Origin of the sequence: Methylocystis iwaonis (assembly GCF_027925385.1) — a bacterium.
Taxonomy (GTDB): Bacteria; Pseudomonadota; Alphaproteobacteria; order Rhizobiales; family Beijerinckiaceae; genus Methylocystis; species Methylocystis iwaonis.
Genome location: NZ_AP027142.1, coordinates 198989 through 221842 on the forward strand (window position 1 = coordinate 198989; position 22854 = coordinate 221842).

Sequence of the window (22854 nt, forward strand, 5' to 3'; positions counted from 1 at the left end):
GACGAAGCAACCCAGTGCCGCATCGCTGCCCTGGATTGCTTCGCTTCGCTCGCAATGACGGGCTCTGAGCAAAACCGGCGCTTTTGCGGCTCTGGATTCCCGGTCGGGCTTTCAGCCCGCCGGGAATGACAAGCCCCATGCGAGCTATTCAAACAGAAATAGTATCACGCGTTAGTTTCGGCGGGAGCCGCCGTCAGCGCCGCGGGCTTCTCCACGGGCGCGGCCAGGAAAGCGGCAGGAATATTGGCGCGCCCTTCCTCCGCGAGTTGCGGCGCCGAATGCGGCGGCGTCTTCCACTCGAACGCGTCGAGCCGGCCCGTAGCGGGCGACATCGGCAGCCAGTGCTTGGAGACAACGCCATCGGCGATCCAGGCAGGATCGCGCGGGGCCCGGCTGCCGCGCGCCAGCCATTCGCGCACCTGTCCGCTCTGGCCGTTCTCGGCGTCCTCGATTTCCGCCATCAGCAGGCAGGTATGAGCGCTCGGATGCTGCCCCTCCGCGACGAGCGGCGCGAGCGCCTCGCGGGCCTTGGCGAAATCGCGGGCCGCGAGCGCCGCCTCGGCGACGATATGGCGGCTTGCGGGCGCCTGGGACGCAAGCTTGGCGAGCTTTTCGACCCGCGCCACGCGCTGGCTGTTCGATTCTCCCGGCAGCGCTTCGAGATAGAGGGCCGCAAGCTCTGGATGCGGCGAAGCGGTCCAGACGCCCTCGATGAGCTTGGCCGCCTGCTTGTAATCGCCGTGGCGGATGAGCACCTGCGCGGCGGTCACGGCGGCGGGAACGAAGCCCGGCCGGCGCTTCAGGGCCTGACGGGCGAGATGCAGCGCGTCATGGGGGTGCTCGCGTTCGCGCGACACCGCCATGGCCGTCTCGATGACCGCCCGCAGCTTCTGCGCCGAAGCGAGGTCGATCGCCTTGGCGCTGACGCTCTTTTCGAGCGCCTCGCGCGCCTTCTCCCAATCGCCGGCCGCGGCAAGATGCTCCAGCACGGCGGAGCCGGCCCAGGGCAGGGGCGCGATCTCATGGGCGGCGTTGGCGAAATGCGCCGCCGCCTCGGCGTCCTCGCGGCGCTTGGCCTCGATATGCAGCCCGCGCAGGCCGAGAAGCTTGGTCTCGGGCTTCAGCGTCATCTTGTGAAAGGCCTTGGCCGACGTCGCGCGGTCTCCCGAGAGCTGCGCCGCCTGGGCGACGAGCATTTGGGTCAGCGGCTCCTCGGGCAGGAGCTTCTCGGCGAGCTGGGCGGCCTTGCGGGCGCGCGCGGCGTCGCCGGAGCCGACGGCGATCAAGCCTTGCGAGATCACGTCGAGCCCCTTCGCCTTGCGCCGCTCACGCGAGCCGCCGGCCACGCGGCCGGGAAGCCGCACCAGCGCGATGACGATCGCCCAAACCAGGATGACGGCGGCGGTGAGCGCCAGCAGGCCGCCGATCGCGACGGGGATCGAGGTCTCGATATGATTGCCGGCGAATTCCAGCGTCAACGAGCCGGGCTGCTGAATCAGCCATTCAAGCCCGTAGGCGGCGGCGGCGAGGGCGAGGATAAAGAAGAAAACGAATAGCATGACCCTCGCTCCCGCTTATTTCTTGCCGATCGCCGCTATGGCGCTCCGCAGCAGATCATCGGCCGCCCTGGCCGCCTCGCTGCGTTGATGAAGCGTTTCGCCGAATTCCTTGGATTCAGCTTTGGCCTCGTCCGGCAGGCTGTTGTAAAGGCTTTCTGCGTCGGCGAAATCATTGCGCGCCAGCGCGGTTTCGAGACGCTGAACCTTGCCGGCGACGCTTTCCGGATGAGCTTCTCCCGCCGGCCGGACCTTCACGAGCTTGCTTGCGCTTTCAAGCAGTTGTCCCGTCAGATTGCCGCCTTCATGCGCCGCCCCGGGATGGGCCTCATGCGCTTCGAGCTTCTTGGCGACCCCGCGCAGGGACTCTCGAAGCTGCGCGCCGGTCGGCGCCCCTTTTTCCGAGAGCTCGATCAATACGGGCGCCGGCGCGGGCTCCGCCTTCAGGCGGGCAAGCGCCGCGATTTCCTCAGAGAAGGGCTTGCCGGCCTCGAGATCGCGCTGAAGCGCGAAAGCGACCACAAATGTGGCGCTCGCCGTGTCGACGGCAGGGACGACGACCGGCGCCGGCGCGGGCTTCGGCGTCTCCTCGGCCTTGGACACCTCGGCCTTGGACACCTCGGTCTCGGGAGCGGCGCGCGCTTCGCTCTTGGGCGCCTCGAGCTTCTGCCGCAGAGCCTGGATTTCGTCGCTCATGGCTTCGATGCGGCCTTCGAGCGCGGAAATGAGGTCGCGGTCGGTGAAGCCGTCGGCGTCGCGGGCCTCGCCCTTGGCGACGGGCGCGGGCTTCAGCGTCTCGACCGGCGCCGCGGCAGGGGCAGGCGGCGGCAAAGGCGCCGGCGCCTCCTCGACGGTTTCGACAGGCTTTTGAGCGGGCTCAGGAATATCGACGCGCTTCGCTTCGGCCGGAGGCGCTTCGAGCGGCTTTTCAGGCTCCTTCACGGCTTCGGCCGGGGCCGGCGGCGCGGGGGGCGCGGTTTCAGCCGGAGCCGGGGTGGGCGCGGGGGCAAGCGGCGCCTTGTCGAGCAAGGCGTGGCGCGAGGGCGCCTTGGGCGCGGGCTTGGTCGATCCGGTCAGATCGTCGAGAAATCCCCGCGCTTTATCGACAGCGCCCTGCGCCGCGACCAGACCCGCGTCGATTTGAGTCGCGACCTCGCCGACGCGCGGGTCCACGTTCCGGAAGGTCAGCGCGCCATAGCCGGCGGCGCCCAGCGCGACCAGCAAGGCCAGGGTCGAAACGACAAGCTTGGAAGCAACGCCTCCTGAGCGCCGCTTCCCCGGCGGGCGCGGCGGCGGGACTTGCGCCTGCGTCGCCACAGGAGTCTCGACCTCGGAAGCTTGATCCTTCGTCACCTCTGATTCAGGCGCCGCCATGCTGATCGTCCTCGCTGCGTTTCACCCCATGGTGAAGCAGGTATAAAGTACGCAGATTGCGCGCGAAACAGGCTAATGCGCCGGCGTCCGCTTGTCAGCCGGCGGCCTCCATCAGCGCCAGGGTGCGGCGGGCGATGTCGAGATGGAGCCGCTCGACCATCTTGCCGTCGATCTGCACCACGCCCTTCTCGGCGTTTTCCGGCTCGTCGAAGACGGCGATGATCTTGCGGGCGAAATCGACTTCCTCGGCGCTCGGCGCGAAGATCTCGTTGACCGGCCCGATCTGGCTGGGATGGATCAGCATCTTGCCATCGAAGCCCATGTCGCGGCCCTGCTCGGCCTCGCGCCGCAGCCCCGCCTCGTCCTTGAAATCGTTGTAGATGCCGTCGATGATCTCGATATTGTGCACGCGCGCCGCCAGCACGCCGGCGGAGAGCCACGACACCAGCGCCGGCCGGCCCGGCGTCAGGCGCGCGCGGGTCGATTTGGCGATGTCATTGGGCCCGAGCACCAGCACTTCGAGGCGCGAAGCCGGATCGTCCGACGCGCTGGCGATCTTCTCGATGTCGAAGATGGCGCGGGGCGTCTCGATCATCGCCCAGAGTTTGGTCTTGAAGGGCGCGCCGGCCGCGACAAGATCAGCGGCGGCTTTCAGAATGTCGTCGCGGGAATTGACCTTGGGGATGACGATGGCGTCCGGCCCCGTCGGCGCGATCGCGGAGATGTCGGGCTTATACCATTCCGACCCACGCGCGTTGACGCGCACCACCACCTGCCGCTGGCCGTAGCCGCCGCCCGTCACCGCCGAGGCGACCTGCTCGCGCGCCATGGCCTTGGCGCCCTCGGCGACGCCGTCCTCGAGCTCGAACATCAAAACGTCGGCGGGAAGGCTTTTGCCTTTTTCCAGCGCGCGGGCGTTGGAGCCGGGCATGGCCAGGACGCTGCGTTTCAGTTTCGAAATCATCTTTGAGCTCGCTCGCGTGGTAGGTTCATCTTTTTCTTGCCGTGCCGGCTGGTCTACACAATAAGAGGCGTCTCCGCCATTCACATCTCGGAAACAATCGATGGCAGCCGCACCCGGCCCCGCGAAAAAGGGCGGCCTCCCGCCGCGCCTTATAGAAGGATACGAGGTTTTTCTTTCCGGCCGCTTCCGCTCGGCGCAGGCGCGTTTTCGCGCGCTCGCCGAAGAGGGTCAAAAACCGACGACCATGGTGATCTGCTGCTGTGATTCGCGTGTCGACCCCGAGTCGATTTTCGACGCGGGGCCAGGCGAGCTTTTCGTCCTGCGCAATGTCGCGGCGCTGGTGCCGCCTTACGAGCCCGACGATCACTTCCACGGCGCGTCGGCCGCGCTCGAATATGCGCTCATGGCGCTGGAAGTTCAGCACGTCGTCGTGCTGGGCCACGGGCAATGCGGCGGCGTGAAGGCCTATGCGATGATCGCCGCCGATCCCGAGACGCCGCGGCTGAGCCACAGCGACTTCGTCGGCGATTGGATCAAAATGCTCGCGCCCGCCGCCGAACGGCTCGGCCAGGCGCCCGATCCCGAAGATAAGGATTATCTGCATCGGCTCGAATTCGAGTCGGTCAAGCAGACCCTCATCAATTTGCGCAGTTTCCCTATGGTGCAGGTTTTGGAGCATCGCGGCTATCTCACGCTCCACGGCGCCTTTTTCAGCGTCTCGGATGGAAAGCTGCTGGCGCTCGACGAGCAGTCGGGCGACTTCCTTCCGATCGCGGAAAAAGCCCACGCCGACGCATTTTTGGAGGCGCGCTTTTGACGGACGTCCCCATGCTCTCCGGTCTGCATGAGCTTGCCGGGCGCTATGACGCGCTGCTGTGCGACGTCTGGGGCGTGCTCATCGACGGCAAGAAGCATTTCCCGCGCGCCGCCGACGCCTTGCAGCGTTTCCGCGCGCAGGGCGGGCGGGTGGTGCTCATCACCAACGCCTCGCGGCCGGACGCCGAAGTGCGTCGGCAGCTTTTGGGCCTGGGCCTGCCGGAGGACGCCTTCGACGATCTCGTTTCTGCCGGCGAATTGACGCTGCGCGAGATCGTCTCGCGCAAGGGGCAGGCCTGCTATCATCTCGGCCCGCCGCGCGACAACGGCCTCTTCGAGGAAGCAGGCCGCCGCCTCGGCGCCCCGGTCGCGAAGGTTTCCCCCGAGGAGGCGGACTACGTCGTCTGCACCGGCCTCTTCGCCGAGCGCGAGGAAATCCCGCAGGATTACGACGAAAGGCTCGCGGCGCTGAAAGCCCGCGATCTCACCATGCTCTGCGCCAATCCGGACATTGTGGTCGCCATCGGCGGCGACATCGTCTATTGCGCGGGCGCGCTCGCCGAGCGCTATGCGGCGATGGGCGGCAAGGTGCTGATGTTCGGCAAGCCGCATCCGCCGATCTACGCCGCCGCCCTCGAACGCCTGGCCGCGCTGCGGGGCGGCGCGGTCGATAAAGGCCGGGTCTTCGCCATGGGCGACGGCGCGCTGACCGACCTTGCGGGCGCCGGGATGGCGGGGCTCGACTGCGTCTTCGTCACCGATGGGGTGCACGCCGAGGAGCTGCGCCCGAATGGCGGAGCCGTCGATCGCGACGCGCTCGCGCGCTTGACAGAGCTGGCGGGCGCGCGTCCTGTGGCTTTGGCAAGCGAAGTTTTCTGGTAAAAGGGGGGAAATGGGCCCCTGGCCCGCCCCGTCAAACGATCTGGTGACTACATGTCGACGCCGTTCAAAATCTATTATTTCGAAGACCTGAGCGTCGGCATGCGCGAGACGCTGATGAAGGCGGTAATGGACGACGACGTGATCGCCTTCGCCGATCTGTCGGGCGACCGCAATCCAATCCATCTCTCCGACCATTTCGCGTCAAAGACGCGCTTCGGCGAGCGCATCGTGCACGGCCTCTACACGGCCTCACTGATTTCGACCGTCATCGGCATGTATCTGCCCGGCCCGGGCGCCGTCTATCTCTCGCAAACCCTGAACTTCCGCGCGCCCGTGAAGATCGGCGACGTGATCACGGTCGTGGTCGAGGTGGTGGAGCTCGTCGAAAAGGGCCGTCGCGCCAAGCTCAAATGCGAATGCCTTGTCGACGGCAAGGTGGTGCTGGACGGCGAGGCGGCGGTAATGGTGCCGTCCCGCGAGCAGGCGATGCGGCCGGCGGCGGAGAAGCCGGCGACGGCGTAGGGCAGGTTTAACTTGATCCCAGGATTGCAAGCCGCATATATTTAGATGCGGCTGATTTGCAGCCCCGGCATAAACCAGCGAGCCGGCTTCATTCCGACAAACCGCTTAAGCGGCGGCGAAAGCCTAGGGAGTGAGCCGGCTCCATTTTTATGAGCAATTCACTTGTATCGGTCTTTATACGCCATCCTTTTGGATGGAGGCTTTTTGACGAAGAAATTGTTCGAAAAGCATGGGCATCACGCGAGCGCTGATGAGATTGTTAACGAATGCGAACGTCTGCAAAACTTACCAGCCGTTTCTGATTACGAGTTGCTCCGCATTTACTACTATGATGCGCCGCCGTCGTCCGAGGCTCTGACAAGGCCTGTTTCCCGGACTCCGCTGAAGCTCGCAACCACAGAAAGATTTCGTTTGAGCCAGTCGCTTTACGACCAGCTCGTCCTTAAGCCGCATTTTGCCTTGAGGATGGGGGAAACGCGGCTATCGAAAGAAAAGTGGCGAATTAAGCCGCGCGTCGCCCGGGAACTGACTGTCAGCCAGCGACCTTTGGTCGACGCGGACTTTGATCTGGATTTATCCCAAAAAGGGGTCGACATGCGAATCGGCCTAGACATGGCCAGACTCGCATTACGAGAAACCGTCCGTGCAGTGGTCGTCGTTACTGGGGACTCTGACTTCGTTCCCGCGTTCAAGTTTGTGCGTCGAGAAGGGGTCAAAGTTATTCTCGACCCACTCGGACACAACGTACGGACCGAGCTAAGAGCGCACTCGGATATCGTCATCGGGTGACGTGGGTTCGACCTAGCCCGTGCGATACGATAATGGTTTTTCGGATGCGAGGCCGCGCAAAGTTCTCGCCTTCTCCGGATGCCGACGTGACCGACCACACTAAAGTTTTTATCCTCGCCCGAGACCCTGTGAGCCCGCCCGCCGGGCTCGAAGGCGCCGTCGCAGCCATCGGCAATTTCGACGGGCTGCATCGCGGCCATCGCGGCGTTGTCGCGCACGCCCAGGCGCTGGCTAGGAAGCTCGGTAAGCCCTGCGTCCTGCTCACCTTCGAGCCGCATCCGGCCGATATTTTCGCCGGCAAGCCGGTGATCTTCCGTCTGACGCCCCCCGATGCCAAGGCGGCGCAGGCCGCGCGGCTCGGGCTCGACGGGATGATCGTTCTGTCCTTCAACAAGGAATTCGCCGCCCGCCCGGCCGAGGATTTCACCCGGGACATTCTCGCCAAGCGGCTGGGTCTCTCGGCTGTCGTCGCGGGCTATGATTTCCGTTTCGGCGCCGGCCGCAAGGGCGATGCGGCATTCCTGAAATCCGAAGGCGCGCGGCTGGGCTTTGCGGTCGAGATCGTCGACCGCATCACTCGGGACGAGGAGGGAAGCCTGGAAGCGGTCTCCTCCACCGCCACGCGCGAGGCGCTGGAAAAAGGCGACGTCGAACTGGCGCGTCGTCTCCTGGGCCACCCTTACTTTGTGCGCGGCGTCGTCCGCCACGGCGACAAGCGCGGAAGGCTGCTCGGCTTCCCGACCGCCAATATCGCGCTCGATCCCTCGAACCGGCTGCGACACGGCATCTATGCCGTCACGATGGAAATGGACGGCGTCCTGCGCGACGGCGCAGCCAATTTCGGACGCCGGCCGACCTTCGATAACGGCCCGCCGCTGCTCGAAGTCTTCCTCTTCGACTTCTCGGGCGATCTCTATGGCAAAGAGGTCGAGGTCGCCTTTTTCGGCTTCATCCGCGGCGAGGCGAAATTCGACAGCGTCGAGGCGCTGATCGCCCAGATGGAGGACGACTGCGCCAAGGCGCGAGAAATTCTCGCGCGCCGCTGAAACCTGCGCCCGCCCCGCTTGGCCTGAGGGCAAAGGGCCCTAGCCTCCTAGTCTAACGCTTTCGGCCAGGAGGATCAGACATGAGCGGCGCGCGTCTTTTTGCGGCTTTCCTTTCTCTCGCCGCGCTTGCCGGCCTCCCTCCGAGCGCGCAGGCGCAGCCCAAGCGGGTGCTCATCATCGGCGACAGTTTGAGCGCCGGCTATAATCTGCCGGAGGGGACCGCTTTCCCCTGGGCGCTCAACCGGCGGCTCCACATGCGCGATCGAAATGTCGCAGTTCTCGACGCTTCCGAGATGGGCGACACCACCGGCGACGCGCTCGAGCGGCTGCCCAAAGCCTTCGCCTATGGCGCCGACGCCGTCATCGTCGAGCTCGGCGGCAATGACATGCTGCAGCAGGAAGACCCTGCCGTCGTCTATCGGAATCTCGACGCCATCGTCCGCTACAGCAAGGCGCGCGGCTCGCGAGTCATCCTCGCTGGCATGCTGTCCTACCCCCGCCGCCGCGACCTCGCCTATAAGCTGCGCTTCGATTGGGTCTATCCGACGCTCGCCGCCCAGCACAAAGTGGCGCTCTATCCCTTCTTCCTCGACGGCGTCTACAACAACCCCGCGCTTATCCAGGACGACAACAAGCATCCTAATGTGCTGGGCTCGGATTACATCGCGGCGCGGATGGCGCCCATGGTCGAGCGGACGCTGCGGGCGCCCGAGCGCCGGCGCTACCACGCTTGGCGGTGACGACCGGTAGAGCGCCGTCATTGCGAGGAGCGAAAGCGACGAAGCAATCCAGAGCCACAATGACGCCCTGATTGCGTCGCTTCGCGCGCAATGACGGCGGGCGGGCGGCGTCGAGAAACAGGGTTCCGAATCCAGGTTAACGAACCTACGCAGCCGCGTCATGGCCGCGCTTGTCGCGGGCATCCACGCCAGGACATTGCGACACGCGGGGAGAAGAAGCGGCATTATGCCGGCTCATGTTCTCAGCATTCCGCGTCGGCGCGGCGTGGATAGCCGCGACAAGCGCGGCCATGACGTAGGAAACACGTCTGCTCGTCAACCCGAATTCGGACCCCTGCGTTGAGACGCGCCGCATTGCAGCGGGGTTCGCCAGTCCCTATCTTCGCATCCGAGGGGTAATGAAGATGAGCGACGAACGCAGAGGCGACATAGAAATCATCCCGCCGGGTCAAAAATCGCGCGCCGAGGCGGAGGACGACGGCTTTCCGACCTCGCGCGTCTGGATTTCCTCGGGCCAGAGCGAGATCAAGTTCGTCAAGCTTGGCCCGTTCCAGAGCATGCTGGTCGGCGCCGGCCTGCTGCTCTTCGTCGGCCTCTGCCTGTTTTTCCTCTCCGGGCTCCTGCTCATCCTCGTCCCGGCCGTGGCCTTGCTCGGCGCGGGCGCCTGGGTGGCGAACGCCTTGGGCTTGGGTCCCTTCCGCCGGCTGCGCTAGATTTTTTTGAGGCTTTCCGGCTCCCGCGCCTCTTGCTAAAGAGGGGCATGCTGATTTTGCGGCGCATACGAATTACCGGCCCGGTCCGCGCTTGAGCTGCGCTCGCGCGGGTTCCGGGTATTTGGCGCGATTGGCGCTTCCTTTCCAAATCCATTATGTGACGCGGACCTTGCCGGCCGTCCCGGCGCCGCCCGACCCCGGTTTCGAGACCCCATGAACGACGACACGCCCAAAGGGCCCGACTATTCCAAGAGCCTCTATCTGCCGGTCACGGATTTTCCGATGCGCGCCGGCCTGCCGCAGCGGGAGCCCGAGTTCCTGAAGCGCTGGGAGGAAATCGGCCTCAACGCCAAAATGCGCGAGGCCGCCAAGGGCCGGCCGAAATTCACGCTGCACGACGGCCCGCCCTACGCCAATGGCAACATCCATATCGGCCATGCGCTGAACAAGATCCTCAAGGACATCGTCACGCGCAGCCAGCGCATGACCGGCAAGGACTGCGTCTATGTGCCGGGATGGGACTGCCACGGCCTGCCGATCGAATGGAAGATCGAGGAAGAAAACTACCGCGCCAAGGGCAAGAAGAAGCCCGACTTCGCCCAGCCGGACGAGATGATCGCGTTTCGGCGCGAGTGCCGGGCCTATGCCGAGAACTGGCTCAGGGTCCAGCGCGAGGAATTCAAGCGGCTCGGCGTCGCCGGCGAATGGGACCGCCCTTACGCCACCATGGCCTATCCGGCCGAGGCGATCATCGCCCGCGAGATCATGAAATTCGCCGAGAATGGCTTGCTGTATCGCGGCTCCAAGCCTGTGATGTGGAGCGTGGTCGAGAAGACGGCGCTGGCGGAAGCGGAAGTCGAATATGAGGACCACACCAGCGATACGGTGTGGGTGGCGTTCCCGATCCCGCGCGGCGCGGACGAGGACCTTGCCGACGCGCGCGTGGTGATCTGGACCACGACGCCCTGGACGCTGCCGGGCAATCGCGCAATCTCCTTCTCATCGAAAATCGCCTACGGCCTCTATCGCGTGACGGAGGCGCCGGAGAACAATTGGGCCTTCCCGGGCGCCAAATTCATTCTCGCCGACAAGCTGGCGGGAGACGTTTTCAAGGCCGCTAAGGTGGACGGCTTCGAACGGTTGCGCGATGTGCCGGCCTTGACGCTCGCGGAACTCGTCTGCGCCCATCCGCTCGCGCATCTGGGCTATGCCTTCGACGTGCCGCTCTTCGACGGCGACCACGTCACCGACGACACGGGCACGGGCTTCGTGCATACGGCGCCGGGCCATGGCCGCGAGGACTTCGACATTTGGATGGCGAATGGCAGGCGTCTCGCCGAGTCCGGCATCGACAGCCGCATCCCCTATACGGTCGACGAAGACGGCTTCTACACCAAGGAAGCGCCGGGCTTTGCCGGCAAGCGCGTGCTTACCGAAAAGGGCGAGAAGGGCGACGCCAATGAGGCCGTGATGGCGGAGCTGGTGAAAGCCGGCAATCTCATCGCGCGCGGGCGCCTCAAACACCAGTATCCCCATTCGTGGCGCTCGAAGAAGCCGGTCATCTTCCGTAATACGCCGCAGTGGTTCATCGCGATGGATAAATCCATCGCGTCCGGGTTCATCGCAATGGACAAGCCCATGGACCGCGCGCCTTCAGGCGCGCATGGGGGCGCGCCTGAAGGCGCGCGGTCCAATGCGCCGACGCTGCGCGAGATCGCTCTGGAAGAAATCTCCCGCACGCAATGGACCCCCGCGGCGGGCGAGAACCGCATCCGCGGCATGATCGCCAATCGCCCCGACTGGGTCGTCTCTCGACAGCGCGCCTGGGGCGTGCCGATCGCCGTCTTCGTCAAGAAGGGCACGCATGAGATCCTTGTCGATCCGCGCGTGAACGCTCGCATCGTCGCGGCCTTTGAGAAGGAAGGCGCCGACGCCTGGTACGAGACGCGCGCCGCCGAGCGCTTTCTCGCGCCCGACTATGATCCGAACGACTATGAAAAGATCGCCGACGTTCTCGACGTCTGGTTCGACTCGGGCTCGACGCACGCCTTCGTGCTCGACGATCCGACGAGCTTTCCCGCGCTTGCCGGCCTCCACAGAAAGCGCGACGGCGGCGACGACGAGGTGATGTATCTCGAAGGCTCGGACCAGCATCGCGGCTGGTTCCACTCTTCTCTCCTCGAAAGCTGCGGCACGCGCGGCCGCGCGCCCTATGACGCCGTGCTGACGCATGGCTTCGTGCTCGACGAGAAGGGGCGCAAAATGTCGAAGTCGCTCGGCAACGTCGTCGCGCCGCAGAAAGTGATCTCGGACTCGGGCGCCGACATTCTGCGCCTGTGGGTCGCGGCCTCCGATTACGCCGACGATCTGCGCGTGGGCCCGGAGATTCTCAAGACCTTCGTCGATCTCTATCGCAAATTGCGAAACACGCTGCGCTGGATGATCGGCGCGCTCGCGCATTACGGCGCGGACGACGACGCAGCGCTCGAACATGCAAGCGAGCTCGAAAGGCTCATGCTGCATCGTCTCGTCGAGATGGATGGGCAAATCCGCGTCGCCTATGCGGCCTATGACTATAAGCGGGTCGTGGCGCTGCTCACGCCCTTCATGACGAGCGATCTCTCGGCCTTCTATTTCGACATCCGCAAGGATGCGCTCTATTGCGAGCCGCCGTCGAGCGTGAAGCGCAAGGCGTCGCTCGCCGTCATCGAGCGCATCTTCCGCTGCGTGACGACCTGGCTCGCGCCGATCCTCGTCTTCACGGCGGAGGAAGCCTGGCTCGCGCGCTATGCGGACGCCGTCTCGGTGCATGTCGAGAGCTTCCCGGATATTCCCTCGCATTGGCGCGACGAGGCGCTGGCCAAGAAATGGGAGGGCGTGCGCGCCATCCGCGCGGTGGTGACGGGCGCGCTGGAAATCGAACGCGCGCAGAAGCGTATCGGCTCCTCCTTGGAGGCGGCGCCGATCGTCTATGTCGCCGACGGCCATTTGCGCGCTGCGCTGGACGGAGTCGATTTCGCGGAAGTGTGCATCGTCTCCGACATCGTGATCGAGACGGGCGAGGGCCCTGCCGACGCCTTCCGCCTCCCCGAGGTGAAGGGCGTCGCGGTCGTTCCGAGCCGCGCAAGCGGCGCCAAATGCGCCCGCTCGTGGAAATATTTCGACCCGGCGACCGCGGACCCGGACTATCCCGACGTCACGCCCCGCGACGCACAGGCGCTCAAAGAGCTGAAGGCGCTTGGGCGCTGGAGCGCGTAGCGGTTCGAATGAAAGAAGGCGTGACGCGGCTCTGCCCCCTCCCCAACCCTCCCCCGCTTCGCGGGAGAGGGAGCGAGGCGCGTCGCGCGGGAAAAATCGCGGATCCCGATGAAGGCCGCGGCGTTACCCCCTCTCCCGCGTCAGCGGGGGAGGGCTGGGGAGGGGGCCTTTGAAAGTCCTCCTCGCCTTTCTCGCCAACACCGTCACCAATTTCATCATCGGCCTAATGGTCGCGAAGTTCCTCGGCCCCGAGGAATATGGCCGCTTCGCGCTCGCCTTCTCCATCGCAGTCGTCGTGCAGACGGCGCTTTACGACTGGCTGCGGCTTTCGGCAACGCGCTTTTATTCCCAGCGCACGCGCGAGAACGAGCCCGTCATCCGTTCGACGCTGGGGACATCCTTCGTCGTCGTCAGCGTCTTTCTGGCGTCGAGCACCTTGCTCTATTCGCTCATCGGCCCGGAGCTCGACTTCGACAGCGAGCTGATCCTGCTCGCGCTCCTCACCGCGACCGCCAACGGCCTGTTCGACTATTCGACCGCCCTCGCCCGCGCGCGTTTCGAGGATGGCGCTTATGGAAGACTCGTCCTCGTCAAGAACATCCTCGCCTTTATTCTGCTCGGCGGCGGCGCCTTCCTCTTCCACTCGGCCGGCGTTGCGCTCGCGGGCGGCGTCGCGAGCCTCCTGGGCTCGGTATTTCTCACGCGCGCCTCGCTACGCGATCCAGACGCACACTGCTTGGGCGCCCAACCGAAGACCGCCAAACTTCTCATCGCCTATAGCGCGCCCATCATCGCGGCCCACCTTCTGTATACATCGATGCCCCTCGCCGCGCGCTCGATCGTGGCCAGCGTCTACGACTTCGCCGAGACGGGCCAGTTCGCCCTCGCCTATGACCTCGGCATGCGCGCCATCACGGCCTTCGGCTCGGCGTTCGACGTGCTCTTGTTTCAGATCGCCGTGGCGACGCATGAGGAGCATGGCGAAGATCGCGCCCGTATTCAGGTCGCGCATAATATGAGCGTCGTCTTCACCTTCCTGCTGCCGGCCTGCGCCGGACTGTGGCTCGTTCTGCCCTCGGTCGAAGCGCTGATCGTGCCCGCGCAGTTCCGTGGGCCTTTCGGCCATTATCTCGGGCTACTGATGCCTGGGCTCTTCGCCATGGGGATCATCAACTTCGGCTTGAACCCCGTTTTTCAGATCAGCAAGCGCACCGGGCCGCTGATCGCGGCCGCGCTCGCCGCCGCCTTGGTGTCGCTGACCTTGCTTTTCGCTTTGCCTTGGGGCGCCGACGCCTCCAACCTCGCGATCGCTCAGGCCGGCGGCTATTTGGCGGCGCTGGCGACGACAATTTTCTTTGCACTGCGGGCGCAGCCGGTCTGGCCGTCGTTCTGGGATCTTCTCGCGGCGATCGTCGCCACGGGCGTCATGTTCATCGCGCTACTCCCGCTGCGCAGCATGGCGCCGGGATTTGCGACGCTGCTGCTGCAGATTTTCTCGGGCGGCGCCATCTATGGCGTGATGGTCGCGGCCTTCGACATCGCCGGCCTGCGCACGCAGGCGATCGCCTGGCTGCGACCTCGGCTCCAGCGGGCGTGACAGAAGCGCTGGCGCGCTTATGTTAGGGTTATCGTGCTCCAGCCGATGAGGTTTTTGCGATGGTCATGCCGCTCTACGACGACGCACCCCTGCGCCATCTCAAGCGGCCGATCGTCAATCACGCGCTGATCGTCCTCAATATTCTGGTTTTCGTGGTCGTCTACAGCGAGTTCTTCGGCGATCCCTTAACCATCATGCGCGGTTTCGCCATCATCCCGCGCGTGCTGTTCGGCGAGGCCGATCTTGCCGATTGGATCGTCGGCCCGCCGGCGCCGGCGACGCTCGTCACCTCGCTGTTCTTCCATTCGTCGCTGCTGCATATCGCGAGCAACATGCTCTTCCTCTATGTCTTCGGCGACAATGTCGAAGACGCCATGGGCTCGCTGCATTATCTGCTGTTTTATCTCTGCTGCGGCGTGGTGGCGGGCGCCTTTTATGTCTATGCGACGCCGCAATCCATCGTGCCGCTTGTCGGCGCCTCGGGCGCCATATCGGGCGTCTGCGCAGCCTTTCTGCTGCTCTACCCGCGCGCGACGGTCACAGGCTTTTTCCCGCCGCTCACATTCGTGATGTTTCCCTTCTGGCTCATCACGCTTGCGGAGAAATCACGCTCGCCGCTGCGGCCGCTTTTCGGATTGAAGCCGCCGCTGTTCTCCTTCCACGCTTCGGGCTTCATTTTCATCGGAGCCTGGATTTTGCTCCAGCTTTTGAACGCGAGCTGGGGCGGCGGCGAAAGCCATGTCGCCTGGATGGCGCATGTCGGCGGCATCGCGGCGGGGCTCGTGCTGACGCCCTTTTTCAAGCGGCGCAGCCATAGACTTTTCGACCGGGGATTGCATCGCCCGACCACGACGTCGCCTGCGCCTCAGGCCCTGCCGCCGGAAGAAACCCCTTCCGAAAACTGAAGGGGCTTGAAAAAGAGGCTTGACCTCCCCGTTTGACTTGCGCGCGCGCCCCCGTTACCAGACCGCCACAGTTTTTAGCGGGACGCGCCGCGTCCGCTCTTCATCTCCAGAGGTCGCGCGATGAAAATTCTCGTGCCCGTCAAACGGGTCGTCGACTACAATGTTAAAATCCGGGTCAAGCCAGACGGTTCAGGCGTCGATCTCGCGAACGTGAAAATGTCGATGAACCCCTTCGACGAAATCGCCGTCGAAGAGGCGCTGCGCCTGAAGGAAGCCGGCAAGGCGACGGAAGTCGTCATCGTCTCCATCGGTCCGGCCAAGGCGGACGAGACGCTGCGCACCGGCCTTGCCATGGGCGCCGACCGCGGCATTCTGGTCAAGACCGACGAGACGGTCGAGCCGCTCGCCGTCGCCAAGATCCTCGCCAAGATTGCGGCCGAGGAGCAGCCGGGCCTCATCATTCTCGGCAAGCAGGCGATCGACGACGACTCCAACCAAACTGGCCAGATGCTCGCCGCTTTGCTCGGCTGGGGCCAGGGCACTTTCGCCTCCAAGGTCGATCTGACCGACGGCTCGGTCGACGTGACGCGTGAGATCGACGGCGGCCTGCAGACGGTGAGCCTGAAGCTTCCGGCGGTGGTCACCACCGACCTGCGCCTCAACGAGCCGCGCTACGCTTCGCTGCCCAACATCATCAAGGCGAAGAAGAAGGAGGTCGCCGTGAAGGCGCCGTCCGACTATGGCGTCGACATCACGCCGCGCCTCGAGGTGCTGAAGACCGCCGCGCCCGCGACCCGCGCCGCCGGCATCAAGGTCGGCTCGGTCGCCGAACTCGTCTCCAAGCTGAAAGAAGCGGGAGTTCTCTGATATGGCCATTCTGCTTCTTGCTGAAACCGCCAATGGCGCGCTTGCGCCCGCGACCGCCAAGGCGCTCACCGCCGCGAAAGAGATCGGCGGCCCGGTCCACATCCTCGTCGTCGGCCCGGGCCTGCAAGGCGCCGCCGACCAAGCCGCCAAGCTCGCCGGCGTCGAGAAAGTGCTTTATGCGGAAGACGCCGCGCTCGACCATGTGCTCGCCGAGCCGGTCGCGACCCTCATCCTGTCGCTGGCGCCGAGCTATGACGTGATCATCGCGCCCTCGACCAGCGCGACCAAGAACGTCCTGCCGCGCGTCGCGGCGCTGCTCGACGTCGCCCAGGTCTCGGACATCATCAAGGTCGTCTCGCCCGACACTTTCGAGCGCCCGATCTACGCCGGCAACGCCGTGCAGACGGTCCGCGCCAAGGACGCCAAGAAGGTCATCACCGTCCGCACGACGGCCTTCGCCGCCGCGCCCGAGGGCGGCTCGGCCCCGGTCGAGACCATCGGCGGCGGCGCCAATCCGGGCGTTTCCTCCTTCAAGAGCGAGGAACTGGCCAAGTCCGAGCGTCCCGAGCTGACCTCGGCCCGCATCATCATCTCCGGCGGCCGCGCGCTCGGCTCCGCGGAGAATTTCCAGAAGGTGCTGGACCCGGTCGCGACCAAGCTCAACGCCGCGATCGGCGCCTCGCGCGCCGCGGTCGACGCCGGCTATGCGCCGAACGACCTGCAGGTCGGCCAGACCGGCAAGGCGGTCGCGCCCGAGCTTTACGTCGCCGTCGGCATTTCCGGCGCGATCCAGCATCTCGCCGGCATGAAGGACTCGAAGATCATCGTCGCCATCAACAAGGACGAAGAGGCGCCGATCTTCCAGGTCGCGGACTATGGCCTCGTCGCCGATCTCTTCCAGGCGATTCCGGAGCTCGACGCGGAACTCGCCAAGCTCGGCAAGTAAGAATAACGCTCCCCGCCCCTTGTGGCGGCGGGGAGCGAGATCCTGACATTTTGAAGCTTGCCGGTTTTCTTTCGATCCATTCGCGCGTTATATTGCACTGCAATGTTGGCCGCATTTGCATCGCAGCCGTCCCGCCCTATGACGGCGGTCCTCTCGGAATGGTGTTCGAACTATGAGCTTCGAAATTCGCAAAGTCGGCGTCATCGGCGCAGGGCAAATGGGCAAAGGCATCGCGCATGTCTGCGCGCTTGCGGGACTGGACGTCGCGCTCAACGACATCACGCCGGAACGCGTCGAGGCCGGGATCAAGGATGTCGGCGTGCAGATGACGAAGTCCGTCGAACGCGGCTTCCTCACCGCCGAGGCCGTCGACAGGGCGCTGCCGCATGTCTCGGCCGCGCCGACGCTGCAAGATTTCGGCGACTGCGACATCGTGATCGAGGCCGCGACCGAGAATGAAGAGGTCAAGCGCAAGATTCTCTCCGACGTCGCGACGGTCGTGAAGCCGGACGGCATCATCGCGTCCAACACTTCGTCGATTTCCATCACGCGCCTGGCGTCCATCACCGGCCGGCCGGAACGCTTCATCGGCATTCACTTCATGAATCCGGTGCCGCGCATGCAGCTTGTCGAGCTGATCCGTGGCATTGCGACCGACGACGTGACCTTCGAAGCGGCGAAAGGCTTCTGCGCCAAGCTCGGCAAGACGGTGACGGTCGCCGAGGATTTCCCGGCCTTCATCGTCAATCGTATTCTGCTGCCAATGATCAACGAGGCCATCTACACGCTCTATGAGGGCGTGGGATCGGTCGAGGCGATCGACACGGCCATGCGGCTCGGCGCCAATCATCCCATGGGCCCGCTGCAGCTCGCGGATTTCATCGGCCTGGATACCTGCCTTTCGGTGATGCAGGTGCTCCACGAAGGTCTGGCCGACACCAAATATCGCCCCTGCCCGCTGCTCGTGAAATATGTCGAGGCGGGGTGGCTCGGCAAAAAGACGCAGCGCGGTTTCTACGATTATCGCAGCGGCACGCCGACGCCGACGCGCTGACGTCTCACCGCCCTCCGAAGAGGCGCCTCCCTGCCTTGTTCCGCATGGGGAGACGTGTTAGGCGGGCCCCACTTTCCGCCATCCGGCGGCACGGCTGGAGATTCTCGAATGACCGATACGAATGGAAACGGCGGCGGCGCGCAGGGCGGCGCTCCGGCCCTCAATGCGCTTGTGCAATATCTGAAGGACTTTTCCTTCGAAAACCCCAACGCCCCGAATTCTCTTGGACCGCAAGAGCAGGCGCCGAATATTTCCATTCAGGTCAATGTCAACGCCAAGCAGTTGGCCCCGGCCGACTTCGAGGTGACGCTCACCCTCGACGCCAAGGCCGGCGAGGGCGCGGGCCTGCTGTTCAAGCTCGACCTGGAATATGGCGGCGTCTTCCGCCTCATCAACATTCCGCAGGAGCAGATTCATCCCATCGTGATGATCGAATGCCCGCGCCTGCTGTTCCCCTTCGTCCGCCAGATTGTTGCCGACGCCACGCGCGACGGCGGCTTCCCGCCGCTCTACGTCGACCCGATCGATTTCGTCGCGCTTTACCAGCAGAAGGCCGCCGAAGCCGCCGCTCAGCCGCCGGTCGCGAACGCCTGAGGTTGTTCTAATTCACACCGTTTACGGTTGAGCAGCTCGCATTCGAATTTGTCATTCCCGGCGGGCTGAAAGCCCGACCGGGAATCCAGAGCCGCAAGAGCGCCAGTTCTATTCTGGATTCCCGATCGCTCGCTTTGCGAGCGTCTGGTGACGCTGAACCCATCAAGCGGGATGAAATGATTCACGCGGCGGAGGGCGATTGCTCTCCGCCTTCTTGTTTTTTGGGCAGATATTTTTCCCAGATCGCCGATTTGAGCCCGCCGACGAAAGCGAGATGCGCTTCTTCCTCTTGCGCCGTCAGACGGCTCGGCAGAGGCTCGGGACGGGCGCGCAGCAGGTCGCCGGTCTGCGCGCGGCGCGTCCGGCCGACCGTCGCGAGCGAGAGCGCCGCCTGGCGTCCGCCGCGCAGCTCCGCATAGACTTCCGCCAGCAGCCCGGCGTCAAGGAGCGCCCCGTGCTTGTCGCGGCGCGACAGGTCGACCCCGTAGCGCTGGCAAAGCGCGTCGAGCGAGGCCGGGCTTCCCGGATGCAACCGGCGCGCCATGGCGAGCGTATCGACGATGCGCGCAGGCGCGAGCGGCGGCAGCTTCTGCAACGCGAATTCGGCGTTGATGAAGCGCACGTCGAATTCGGCGTTATGGGCGACCATCGGCGAGTCTTCGAGAAAATCGATGAACTCGCGCGTGATCTCGGCGAATTTTTTATGCTGGGACAGGAACTCGCGCGACAGTCCGTGCACGCGGAAGGCCTCCTCCGGCATATCGCGCTCAGGATCGATATAGACGTGGAAAACGCGGCCGGTGGGAATGAGATTTAAAATCTCGACGGCGCCGATTTCGACGACGCGATCCCCCTTAAAGGGATCGAGACCGGTGGTTTCCGTATCGAAAACAATCTCGCGCATCAGACTTAATCTCTCATTCGACAAGGCGCCACAGAAGGCCGAACATCCAGCGGATGAGGGTGAACGCAAGCTTCAAAAACCAACCGACGAACTCCAAGCCATCGAGAAGATCGGCGAGAAGGTCGACCGCCTTTCGCCACCCGCTTTTGCAGGGCAGCGGTTCACCTTCTTCTTTCGAGCTCATCTAGGATGGCCTGCACTTCCCGCCGCGCCGCTTCGATCCCCTGCCCGGTATGCACGACAAAATCGGCGCGGGCGCGTTTTTCGGCGTCCGGTACCTGTTTAGCGAGAATGGCCGCGAATTTCTCTTCCGTCATGCCCGGCCGCGCCAGGACACGGGCCTTTTGCACATCTTCTGGCGCGGAGACGACGACAATCGCGTCGACGCTCTTTTCCGCTCCCGTCTCGAAAAGGAGCGGCACGTCATAGACGACAATCGACGCGCCCTTTTTCTCCTGATCCTTCAAAAAATCGTCCCGCGCCGCCCAGACCAGCGGATGGACGATCGCCTCGAGCCGCTTCAATGCTTCCGGGTCGGCAAGCACCTGCGCCGCGAGCCTCCCGCGATCGACAACGCCATCGACGCTCACGCCCGGAAAGGCCGCCTCGATCGGCGCGACGGCGGGGCCGCGATAGAGGTCATGGACGATCTGGTCGGAATCGAGCACGGGGACGCCCGCCTCGCGGAACATTTGCGCGGTCGTCGATTTCCCCATGCCGATGGAGCCGGTCAGGCCGACGCGCAGCATCGCCCGGCTCACGCGGCGAGCGCGCCAAGACGGCGCAAGGCGTCGAGAAGCGGCAGGATTGGCATGCCCATGATGGTCCAATGATCGCCGCAGACCTCGGAGAAGAGATGCGCGCCGAGCCCTTCGACCTGATAGGCCCCGGCGCTCGTAAAGGCCGCCGCGCCCATCGCGTCGAGATAGTCGTCGATGAACGACACGCTCAGCTCCCGCATGGCGAGATCGGCATGGACGACGGTCTCGAAGCAAACCGCGCCGTCCCGGCACAGAGCGATCGCCGAATGCAAACGATGCCGGCGGCCGGACAGGAAACCCAACAGCTCCGCCGCTTTCTCCCTATTCTCCGGCTTGCCGAAAATCCGGCCTTCACAGCTCGCCACCTGATCCGCGCCAAGCACGAGGCGCCCGCGCTCAGCCACTGACGCGGCGGCGGCCTTCGCTCTCGCCAGCGCCTGAGCGATCGCGTCGGCCCCAACCGGGCCGAGCGATGATTCGATCGCGCGTTCATCGAGATCGACGGGACGGCAATCGAAGGGAATTCCCGCCTGGGCGAGAACCTGCCGCCGGCCCGCGCTTTTGGAGGCGAGAATCAGCGGCTCGGAGGCCCGCCAGAAAGAAAAGGAAGCGACGTCGCTCACGGTAGGGGCTCGATCCACAGGCACGGCTGGAAGGAGGGAAAGCGGGGACAATTATGCGGCCGCAAGGACCACCCTGTCGACTGCTGGGCATATCCGCCCCAATCCATCAACAGGGTTCTCCCTGTCGCTGGATTCGTCGTGAATCCGCGACTCATGACTCATAAACAGCCAATGCGCCTGTTTTCCACAAGGAAGGATAGACGTAAACAACTGTAAAAACGTGTTATACGCCCTATTCCCGCTGTCCGGCTCTGGCTGCCCCAACTTATCCAGATTCAGCGGAGGCTGTGGGCAAAGTGTTAACGAAAATTAACCTCTGCGGCGCATTGGTTAATAAAAAGTAAATCATCCCTTTTTTAAAGGGTTTTTAATTTTATCGCGTTCGGGCTAGGTCTGGGTTCACCGGAGCCGAGCGAAGCGGGGAATGACCAATTGTCAGAGGAAAAACGCCTGATATCCGCCCTTCGCGGCAATGCGCATGAAATTCCGCCATTGTGGCTGATGCGTCAGGCGGGACGCTATCTGCCCGAATATCGCGAGCTGCGCGCCAAGGCGAAAAGCTTCCTCGACTTCTGCTACACGCCGGCCATGGCGGCCGAGGTGACGCTGCAGCCGATCCGCCGCTTCCATTTCGACGCGGCGATCCTGTTTTCCGATATTCTCGTGGTGCCGGACGCCATGGGCCAGACAGTTTCTTTTGAAAGCGGCGAGGGTCCAAGGCTCGATCCGATCGAGACGCCGGAGAGCGTAGCAAGGCTCGGCGCCTTCGAGATCGGAAAGCTTACTCCGGTTTTCGAAACCATCGACCGTGTGAAATCCGAGCTTCCCGTCGATGTCGCCTTCATCGGCTTCTGCGGCGCGCCCTGGACGGTCGCGAGCTATATGATCGCCGGCAAGGGCACGCCGGATCAGGCGCCGGCGCGGCTTTTCGCCTTTCGCCACCCCGAGGCTTTCCAGCAACTCATCGACCGGCTCGTTGACGCCTCGGTCGATTATCTGCTCGCTCAGATCGCAGCCGGGGTGGAAGTGGTGCAGATCTTCGATTCCTGGGCGGGCGTTCTGCCCGCCAATGAATTCGAAGCCTGGTGCGCGCGGCCGATTGCGCGCATGGTCGCGCGGCTGAAGGAGAAGAGCCCGCAAACGCCGGTCATCGCTTTCGTGCGCGGCGCCGATGCGCAGCTACCTGCGCTCACGAGAAAGCTCCATGCCGATGGCTATGGGCTCGATACGGCGCTCGATCCCAAATGGGCAGTGGCCGAAACCGCCGACAACGCGTGCCTTCAGGGCAATCTCGATCCGCTGGCGCTGCTGGCCGGCGGCGGGGCGCTTGATCGGGAGGTCGATTCGGTTCTCGACGCCTTCAAGGGACGGCCGCATATTTTCAATCTCGGCCATGGGATTTTGCCGCAGACGCCGATCGAGAATGTCGAGAGGCTCGTGGCGCGGGTGCGACGCGGCTGATTTCACCGGGGCTGGAGCGGGTTGATGTATCTTTGGATCAAGGCCTTGCACGTCATCGCCATCATCGCCTGGATGGCCGGGCTGCTCTATCTGCCGCGGCTTTTCGTCTATCATGCCGACGCGGCGCCCGGCCGGCAGTCGGAAACCTTCAAGATCATGGAGCGTAAGCTTTATCGCGTCATTATGACGCCGGCGATGATCGTCGCTTGGCTGACGGGGCTCTTCATGGCCGTGGATAGCGGCGCGTTTCACCATCCATGGTTTCACGTGAAAGCAGCGCTCGTCGTCTTGATGACTGCAACGCATATATACGACGGCGTTTTGTTGGGTCGGTTCGCCAGGGACGCAAACGCCCATCCCGCCCGCTATTTCAGGATAATCAACGAGCTCCCGACGCTGCTCATGTTTGGGATCGTCGTCATGGTGATCGTGAAGCCCTTTTGAACGCTCTTGCATCCGATTCGAAAAAGATTTATGTAGGT

23 protein-coding genes are annotated in these 22854 nt (G+C 64.2%); 16 read left to right on the forward strand and 7 right to left on the reverse strand.

Annotated elements, in window-relative coordinates:
• Positions 1-164 precede the first annotated feature (164 nt).
• From QMG84_RS00940 to QMG84_RS00950, 3 genes are all read right to left on the reverse strand, one after another.
• Positions 165-1559, reverse strand: a complete 1395-nt coding sequence (locus QMG84_RS00940; RefSeq protein ID WP_281929812.1) for a heme biosynthesis protein HemY — start codon at positions 1557-1559, stop codon at positions 165-167.
• Between the two features lie 15 nt (positions 1560-1574).
• Positions 1575-2930 (reverse strand): COG4223 family protein, encoded by a 1356-nt coding sequence (locus QMG84_RS00945; protein ID WP_281929813.1) that lies wholly within the window; start codon positions 2928-2930, stop codon positions 1575-1577.
• A 94-nt stretch (positions 2931-3024) separates the two neighbouring features.
• On the reverse strand, positions 3025-3894 hold the full coding sequence (locus QMG84_RS00950; protein ID WP_281929815.1) for an HpcH/HpaI aldolase/citrate lyase family protein: 870 nt from the start codon (positions 3892-3894) through the stop codon (positions 3025-3027).
• 100 nt (positions 3895-3994) lie between these two features.
• Between QMG84_RS00950 and QMG84_RS00955 the strand changes: the two genes are divergently transcribed.
• From QMG84_RS00955 to secB, 14 genes are all read left to right on the forward strand, one after another.
• The gene (locus tag QMG84_RS00955; RefSeq protein ID WP_281929817.1) at positions 3995-4711 is read left to right on the forward strand and encodes a carbonic anhydrase; all 717 of its coding nucleotides are present in this window, start codon (positions 3995-3997) and stop codon (positions 4709-4711) included.
• On the forward strand, positions 4708-5592 hold the full coding sequence (locus tag QMG84_RS00960) for a TIGR01459 family HAD-type hydrolase (protein ID WP_281929819.1): 885 nt from the start codon (positions 4708-4710) through the stop codon (positions 5590-5592). Before QMG84_RS00955 ends, QMG84_RS00960 begins: the two co-directional genes overlap by 4 nt.
• Positions 5593-5643: 51 nt before the next feature.
• Positions 5644-6114, forward strand: coding sequence for a MaoC family dehydratase (locus tag QMG84_RS00965; RefSeq protein ID WP_202070917.1), 471 nt, complete (start codon positions 5644-5646; stop codon positions 6112-6114).
• A gap of 204 nt (positions 6115-6318) precedes the next feature.
• The gene (locus tag QMG84_RS00970) at positions 6319-6903 is read left to right on the forward strand and encodes an NYN domain-containing protein (protein ID WP_281929822.1); all 585 of its coding nucleotides are present in this window, start codon (positions 6319-6321) and stop codon (positions 6901-6903) included.
• Between the two features lie 86 nt (positions 6904-6989).
• Positions 6990-7949, forward strand: a complete 960-nt coding sequence (locus QMG84_RS00975; RefSeq protein WP_281929824.1) for a bifunctional riboflavin kinase/FAD synthetase — start codon at positions 6990-6992, stop codon at positions 7947-7949.
• Positions 7950-8029: 80 nt separating this feature from the next.
• Positions 8030-8689, forward strand: a complete 660-nt coding sequence (locus QMG84_RS00980; RefSeq protein ID WP_202070915.1) for an arylesterase — start codon at positions 8030-8032, stop codon at positions 8687-8689.
• A 404-nt stretch (positions 8690-9093) separates the two neighbouring features.
• Entirely contained in the window at positions 9094-9402 is a 309-nt protein-coding gene (locus tag QMG84_RS00985) for a hypothetical protein (RefSeq protein ID WP_281929826.1), read from the forward strand.
• A 213-nt stretch (positions 9403-9615) separates the two neighbouring features.
• Positions 9616-12660 carry an isoleucine--tRNA ligase gene (gene ileS / locus QMG84_RS00990; RefSeq protein ID WP_281929828.1) on the forward strand — a complete coding sequence of 1015 codons (3045 nt, stop codon included), beginning with the start codon at positions 9616-9618 and terminating at the stop codon, positions 12658-12660.
• 169 nt (positions 12661-12829) lie between these two features.
• Positions 12830-14257 carry a lipopolysaccharide biosynthesis protein gene (locus QMG84_RS00995; protein WP_281929829.1) on the forward strand — a complete coding sequence of 476 codons (1428 nt, stop codon included), beginning with the start codon at positions 12830-12832 and terminating at the stop codon, positions 14255-14257.
• Positions 14258-14316: 59 nt separating this feature from the next.
• A complete protein-coding gene (locus QMG84_RS01000) occupies positions 14317-15162 on the forward strand; it encodes a rhomboid family intramembrane serine protease (RefSeq protein ID WP_281929830.1) in 846 nt (281 codons plus the stop codon).
• Positions 15163-15282: 120 nt separating this feature from the next.
• Complete coding sequence (locus tag QMG84_RS01005) at positions 15283-16029, forward strand: electron transfer flavoprotein subunit beta/FixA family protein (protein WP_281929831.1); 747 nt, start codon at positions 15283-15285, stop codon at positions 16027-16029.
• Between the two features lies 1 nt (position 16030).
• Positions 16031-16975, forward strand: a complete 945-nt coding sequence (locus QMG84_RS01010; RefSeq protein ID WP_281929833.1) for an electron transfer flavoprotein subunit alpha/FixB family protein — start codon at positions 16031-16033, stop codon at positions 16973-16975.
• A gap of 172 nt (positions 16976-17147) precedes the next feature.
• Positions 17148-18029 (forward strand): 3-hydroxybutyryl-CoA dehydrogenase, encoded by an 882-nt coding sequence (locus QMG84_RS01015; protein WP_281929835.1) that lies wholly within the window; start codon positions 17148-17150, stop codon positions 18027-18029.
• Positions 18030-18137: 108 nt separating this feature from the next.
• Positions 18138-18623 carry a protein-export chaperone SecB gene (secB, locus tag QMG84_RS01020; RefSeq protein WP_202070907.1) on the forward strand — a complete coding sequence of 162 codons (486 nt, stop codon included), beginning with the start codon at positions 18138-18140 and terminating at the stop codon, positions 18621-18623.
• Between the two features lie 181 nt (positions 18624-18804).
• Here the strand turns inward: secB and dnaQ are convergent, their stop codons facing one another.
• Genes dnaQ through QMG84_RS01040 form a run of 4 tightly spaced genes read right to left on the reverse strand, consistent with a single transcriptional unit; the run spans position 18805 to position 20911 of the window.
• Entirely contained in the window at positions 18805-19527 is a 723-nt protein-coding gene (gene dnaQ / locus QMG84_RS01025) for a DNA polymerase III subunit epsilon (RefSeq protein WP_281929838.1), read from the reverse strand.
• Positions 19528-19540: 13 nt separating this feature from the next.
• Entirely contained in the window at positions 19541-19711 is a 171-nt protein-coding gene (locus QMG84_RS01030; protein ID WP_281929840.1) for a hypothetical protein, read from the reverse strand.
• Positions 19689-20276, reverse strand: a complete 588-nt coding sequence (coaE, locus tag QMG84_RS01035; RefSeq protein ID WP_281932072.1) for a dephospho-CoA kinase — start codon at positions 20274-20276, stop codon at positions 19689-19691. Before coaE ends, QMG84_RS01030 begins: the two co-directional genes overlap by 23 nt.
• Before the next feature lie 8 nt (positions 20277-20284).
• Positions 20285-20911 carry a Maf family protein gene (locus QMG84_RS01040; protein ID WP_281929842.1) on the reverse strand — a complete coding sequence of 209 codons (627 nt, stop codon included), beginning with the start codon at positions 20909-20911 and terminating at the stop codon, positions 20285-20287.
• A 432-nt stretch (positions 20912-21343) separates the two neighbouring features.
• Here QMG84_RS01040 and hemE point away from each other — a divergent pair, with 432 nt between their 5' ends.
• Both hemE and hemJ read left to right on the forward strand, forming a co-directional pair.
• Positions 21344-22372, forward strand: a complete 1029-nt coding sequence (hemE, locus tag QMG84_RS01045) for a uroporphyrinogen decarboxylase (protein ID WP_281929843.1) — start codon at positions 21344-21346, stop codon at positions 22370-22372.
• A gap of 24 nt (positions 22373-22396) precedes the next feature.
• Positions 22397-22816, forward strand: coding sequence for a protoporphyrinogen oxidase HemJ (hemJ, locus tag QMG84_RS01050; RefSeq protein ID WP_281929845.1), 420 nt, complete (start codon positions 22397-22399; stop codon positions 22814-22816).
• Positions 22817-22854: the final 38 nt, after the last annotated feature.